The sequence below is a fragment of the Phenylobacterium sp. genome, from assembly GCF_036263695.1.
In the GTDB taxonomy this organism is placed as follows: domain Bacteria; phylum Pseudomonadota; class Alphaproteobacteria; order Caulobacterales; family Caulobacteraceae; genus Phenylobacterium.
This window is the reverse complement of the sequence record NZ_DATAGM010000137.1, coordinates 1-4,936: the sequence shown is the minus strand read 5'-3', so window position 1 is coordinate 4,936 and position 4,936 is coordinate 1. Positions and strand designations below refer to the sequence as shown.

Genomic DNA, 4,936 nt, shown 5'->3' with positions numbered 1-4,936 from the left:
CGACACCGTGGGCCAAACCCCGGTGTTCCTGATCTTCAACGGCGTGTCGCTGCACCGCGCCGCCCAGCTCGACGGCCTGATCCTGGCGGCTGCGCTCAACGCCGCGCGCACCCCCTCGGCCTATCCGGTGATCATGGAGCGCATCGGCGACCTGACCGGCGACAAGGAAGCGGACGACGAGCGCTGCGCCGAGCTGCTGGCCTCCGATCCGGCTGCGCCAGACGAGACGCTGCCCGAGGACATCCGCCGCCACCTGATCCGCGACATCGGCCCCAAGGCGGTCGAGGCCGGCGTCGGCGAGCTGTTCCTGCTCTCCAGCTGGGCCAACAGCATGTCCAAGGGCCAGAGCGCCGGCGGGCACCTGCAGGGTTGAGCGAGCCTCAAGCGCCCGCGATCGACGACGATGACTTCGATCCGGCCGACGCGGCCGTGCGCATTGTGGAGCTCGGCCCCGAGGACGCAGGCGAGCGGCTCGACAAGGCGCTGGCCGCCAGGCTGCCGGAGCTGTCCCGCGCTCGCCTCCAGGCGCTGATCGCCGACGGCCAGGTCAGCCGCGACGGCCAGGCGCTGGGAAGCGCCTCGGCCAAGGCCTCGCCCGGCGCCTACAAGGTCCTGATCCCCGCCGCCGTCCCCGCCGACCCGCAGCCTGAGGCGATCCCGCTGACCATCCTCTTCGAGGACCAGCACCTGATCGTCGTCGACAAGCCGCCCGGCATGGCCGTGCACCCGGCCCCCGGCAGCGAGAGCGGCACGCTGGTCAACGCCCTGCTGCACCACTGCGGCGAGACCCTGTCGGGCATCGGCGGCGTCGCCCGTCCCGGAATCGTCCACCGCATCGACAAGGAGACCTCCGGCGTGCTGGCGGTCGCCAAGACCGACGCGGCGCACCAGGGCCTGACGAAGCTGTTCGCGGCCCACGACATCGAGCGGCTCTACATCGCCTTCACCCGGGGCGCCCCGCATCCCGCCCGCGGGACCATCGAGGGCGCCATCGCCCGCTCCACCCACGACCGGAAGAAGATGGCCATCGTCCGCTCGGGCGGGCGGCACGCGGTCACCCACTACGTCGTCGAGCGCGCCTTCGGCCCAGCCGAGAAGCCGCTCGCGGCCCGCCTCGCCTGCCGCCTGGAGACCGGTCGCACCCACCAGATCCGCGTCCACCTGGCCAGCAAGGGCAGCCCCTGCCTGGGCGACCCCGTCTACGGCTCCGGCCAGCCGGCCGCCCCGGTCCGCGAGGCGATCGCCGCCGCCGCTCTGAAGCGCCAGGCGCTCCACGCCGCGGTGCTTGGGTTCGTGCACCCGGTCACCGGCGAACGCCTGCGCTTCGAAAGCCCCCTGCCCGCTGACCTGGCGACGCTGGAGCGGGGGTTGGAGGGGCTCTAGCGCGCCTTCGCCGCGACTTCCTCGTACGCCGCCTGCAGCTCTTCGCGAACCGTGGGGCCCGGCTTGGCAGGCGCCCCAAGGTGCTCGGCGCGCAGGTCGTCCATGAAGCGGTCCCAGAGCTTGGGGCCGCCCTCCTCGAGCAGCTGGGCGCGGATGCTCAGCTCGTCGCTGACCGGACGATGGCGGCGGCCCCAGCCGCCCAGCTGGGCGAACACCGGGACCAGCTGGATGGCGGCTTCCGTGAGGCTGTAGATGGCCTTCTGCTTGTGGCTGGGATCGTCGGCGCGGGTCAGCAGGCCAGCCTCCATCAGCCGCTTCAGCCGGTCGGCCAGGATGTTGGAGGCGATGCCCTCTTCCGAGCGCGTCAGCAGCTCGCGGAAGCGCCGCCGGCCGCCGAACATCATGTCCCGGATCACCAGCAGGCTCCAGCGGTCGCCCAGCACCTCCAGCGTGAGGTTGATCGGGCAGGCTGATCGGTTGGCGGCGTTCATGGCTCAACCAGTTGCAAAAACTAATCGGTCGACCATATAGTGATCCACTTGCAAGTCGCAAGCGCCTCGGCGCCCCCGCGGCCCGCAAGCTTTACTGCAGCGCCTGTGAGAAACGCTCGCCTTGAAGGCGCCCTCATCGGACTGTAGTAAATACCTGAGCGAAGAAGTCGGATATCGCCGCCGCTGCCTCCCCCATCCCGTGCGGCCATACGTCACCCGCAACCAAGGACCTTCCCCCCTGGTTGGAGGGGGCGGACGGTCCACGCGGCGACCCAGCGGCTAGCGATCTCCGAGAACCAAGAGGGGATAGACCATGGCTGCCAGCTTGCCTGTGGTGATGTCGCCGGAAGGCGGCCTCAGCAGATACCTCAACGAGATCCGCAAGTTTCCCATGCTTGCGAAGGACGAGGAGTTCATGCTGGCCAAGCGTTGGCGCGAGCATGAGGACCCCGAGGCGGCCCACCGTCTGGTGACCAGCCACCTGCGCCTCGTGGCCAAGATCGCCATGGGCTACCGCGGCTACGGCCTGCCGATCGGAGAGGTGATCTCCGAGGGCAACGTCGGCCTGATGCAGGCGGTCAAGAAGTTCGACCCCGACAAGGGGTTCCGGCTGGCGACCTACGCCATGTGGTGGATCCGCGCCTCGATCCAGGAGTACATCCTGCGGTCCTGGAGCCTCGTGAAGATGGGGACGACGGCTGCGCAGAAGAAGTTGTTCTTCAACCTGCGCAAGGCCAAGAGCGAGATCTCGGCCCTGGAAGAAGGCGACCTTCGCCCCGAACAGGTCCGCCAGATCGCCACTAAGCTCGGCGTCCTCGACGAGGAAGTCATCTCCATGAACCGGCGCCTTTCGGGTCCGGACGCCTCGCTGAACGCGCCGCTGCGTTCGGACAGCGAGAGCGAGTGGCAGGACTGGCTGCAGGACGACGTGACGCCCAGCCAGGAGACGGTGCTGGCCGACACCGAGGAGCGCTCGCTGCGGATGGGCCTGCTCGAAGAGGCGATGGCCGAGCTCACCGACCGTGAGAAGCACATCCTCACCGAACGCCGCCTGAAGGACGATCCGACGACGCTCGAGGAACTCGCCTCGCAGTACGGCGTCTCGCGCGAGCGGGTGCGCCAGATCGAGGTCCGCGCCTTCGAGAAGCTTCAGAAGTCGATGCGCGCCGCCGCCGAAGAGCGGAACCTCGTCAACGCCTGAGCGGTGCGGGCGGTCTAGGCCGCCTTCATCGCCGGGCGCGGGACCTCGACGGGCGCCAGCTTGAGCAGTTCGCCGACGACGGCCGAGAGCGCCAGCGCGTTCTCGGCCGTGATCGTTTTGATGGCCGCCAGATAGGCCTGAAGCTCGCCGGCGGCGCGGGCCAGGCGCACGTCCTTCAACGCCACCGCCGCCTCGTGGAGGTCGGCGGCCTGCACGCGCATCGATCGCAGCGCCTGGCTGGGATCGCCCTGCATGGCCAGCGCGGCCGAGTTCAGGATCTTGAACGCCTGGGCGACTTTGGTCGCCTCGGGCGTCTCGCTCAGGTCGGCCTTGCGCTTGCGCCGGCCGCTGTATTCGCCCGAGTTGAACCGGCGCCGGTCGGGGCCGACGTAGGCCACGGCCTCCACCCACGGCCGCGGCTTGAGGGCCACCGCCTCGAGACGCCGGAGCAGGTCCTTGGAGGTGTAGGGCTTGCGCAGGAACTCGTGGGCGCCGGCGTCCCGCGCCGCGACAATGGACTGGGCCGTCGCCGTGGCCGTGGTCACGATCACCGGGACCTTGCGGCTCGTGAACTCGGAGCGCCGCAGCTGCCGCGTCAGCTCGATGCCGTCCAGGCCGGGTCCCGAAAGCTCCACGAAGACCAGCTGCGGCATGGCGGCCTGAAGCAGCTCGATCGCCTTGGTCCGCGTCGGCGCGATCCAAACCTGGCAGGTGAAGAAGTTCCGCAGGGCCTCGGCCAGCATCCGCGCGCTGGCCGGCTGAGGATCGATGATGAGCACCCTCTGAAGCGCCGGAGCGACGCGCTGGATGATCTTCTGGTCCTCGCTGAACATGCGAACGCACTTCCCCACTTGGCGAGGCCTAGGGTCGCGCCGACGGGTAAACGGCCGCTCAGCATGCGGTGCGACAATAGCGCGCACCGGCCTGCGCCGCCGCGCCGCTCTGGCGCGGGGCGGCGGCCTTCGCCATCGTCTTTGAATGCCATTTCCAGTCCTGTGGCCTGGCCGATTCAGCCGCCGAGCGTTGGTGGGTCTTGCAGGCGCGGGCGCGGTCCTCGCCGCCGGCGCCGCGCGGCTGGCCGACGATCCGCCCTGCCGCATCGAGACGTTCGAAGGGGCCCGCTTCACCGTCTGCGCCTATCGTCCCGAACGACACGAGCTGCGCCTGGCCTGGCGCGATCGCTCGGGGGCGCCGCTGCGCACCCTCGCCCGGCTGGCCAAGCACCTGGGGCCGGAGGCGGACAGCGTGCGGTTCGCGATGAACGCCGGCATGTACGAGCCCGACCTCTCCCCCGTCGGGCTGCACGTGGAGCAGGGCCGCCTGCTGCGGCCGCTGAACACCGCCGACGCGGCGGGCAACTTCTACCTCAAGCCCAATGGGGTCTTTTTCGTAGGGAACGACGGCCGCGCCGCCGTTGCGACGGCCGAGGCCTACGCCCGCCGCACGCGCAGTCCCGCCTGGGCCACCCAGTCCGGGCCGATGCTGCTGGTCGGCGGTGAGCTGCACCCGCGCATCCAGCCGGACGGCGCCTCCCGCCTGGTCCGCAATGGAGTCGGCGCGGGGCCGGACGGCGAGGCTCTGTTCGTGATCAGCGAGGGCCCGGTCTCGTTCGGAAAGCTGGCTCGCTTCTTCCGGGACGGCCTGGGCTGCAAGGACGCCCTCTACCTGGACGGCACGGTCTCGCAGCTTTGGGCCCCGCGGCAGGGCCGCAGGGACCGCGGACCAGCGCTCGGACCGATGGTCGTCGTGCTGGACCGCGGCTGAAGCGTCTCAGTCCTGGAACGGGTCCCGCATGACGATGGTGTCGTCGCGGTCCGGGCTGGTGGAGAGCAGGACGACCGGCGCGCCGACCAGCTCCTCG

The 4,936-nt window shown here is 70.3% G+C and carries 7 protein-coding genes; 4 read left to right on the top strand and 3 right to left on the bottom strand.

Annotated features, from left to right (window positions below):
• On the top strand, positions 1-373 hold a 373-nt coding region (locus tag VHK87_RS05555), incomplete at its 5' end, for a hypothetical protein (RefSeq protein WP_329633902.1).
• On the top strand, positions 370-1,383 hold the full coding sequence (locus VHK87_RS05550; RefSeq protein WP_414694115.1) for an RluA family pseudouridine synthase: 1,014 nt from the start codon (positions 370-372) through the stop codon (positions 1,381-1,383). The genes VHK87_RS05555 and VHK87_RS05550, both read left to right, overlap by 4 nt.
• On the opposite strand, the gene VHK87_RS05545 is transcribed toward VHK87_RS05550, so the two are convergent.
• The gene (locus VHK87_RS05545; RefSeq protein ID WP_329633901.1) at positions 1,380-1,874 is read right to left on the bottom strand and encodes a helix-turn-helix domain-containing protein; all 495 of its coding nucleotides are present in this window, start codon (positions 1,872-1,874) and stop codon (positions 1,380-1,382) included. The two genes, VHK87_RS05550 and VHK87_RS05545, sit on opposite strands and share 4 nt — an antisense overlap.
• Positions 1,875-2,187: 313 nt before the next feature.
• On the opposite strand from VHK87_RS05545, the gene rpoH reads away from it, so the two are divergent.
• A complete protein-coding gene (gene rpoH, locus VHK87_RS05540) occupies positions 2,188-3,075 on the top strand; it encodes an RNA polymerase sigma factor RpoH (RefSeq protein WP_329633900.1) in 888 nt (295 codons plus the stop codon).
• Between the two features lie 14 nt (positions 3,076-3,089).
• Here rpoH and VHK87_RS05535 read toward each other — a convergent pair whose 3' ends face one another.
• Positions 3,090-3,908 carry a response regulator gene (locus tag VHK87_RS05535; RefSeq protein ID WP_329633899.1) on the bottom strand — a complete coding sequence of 273 codons (819 nt, stop codon included), beginning with the start codon at positions 3,906-3,908 and terminating at the stop codon, positions 3,090-3,092.
• Between the two features lie 193 nt (positions 3,909-4,101).
• On the opposite strand from VHK87_RS05535, the gene VHK87_RS05530 reads away from it, so the two are divergent.
• Entirely contained in the window at positions 4,102-4,839 is a 738-nt protein-coding gene (locus tag VHK87_RS05530) for a phosphodiester glycosidase family protein (RefSeq protein WP_329633898.1), read from the top strand.
• Positions 4,840-4,845: 6 nt separating this feature from the next.
• Here VHK87_RS05530 and VHK87_RS05525 read toward each other — a convergent pair.
• On the bottom strand, positions 4,846-4,936 hold a 91-nt coding region (locus VHK87_RS05525), incomplete at its 5' end, for a hypothetical protein (RefSeq protein WP_329633903.1).

What these genes read in the sequence shown, in the direction of transcription:
- VHK87_RS05535 (WP_329633899.1), bottom strand. Translation starts at nt 3,908, where the DNA reads ATGTTCAGCGAGGACCAGAAGATCATCCAGCGCGTCGCTCCGGCGCTT.
- VHK87_RS05545 (WP_329633901.1), bottom strand. Translation starts at nt 1,874, where the DNA reads ATGAACGCCGCCAACCGATCAGCCTGCCCGATCAACCTCACGCTGGAG.
- rpoH (WP_329633900.1), top strand. Translation starts at nt 2,188, where the DNA reads ATGGCTGCCAGCTTGCCTGTGGTGATGTCGCCGGAAGGCGGCCTCAGC.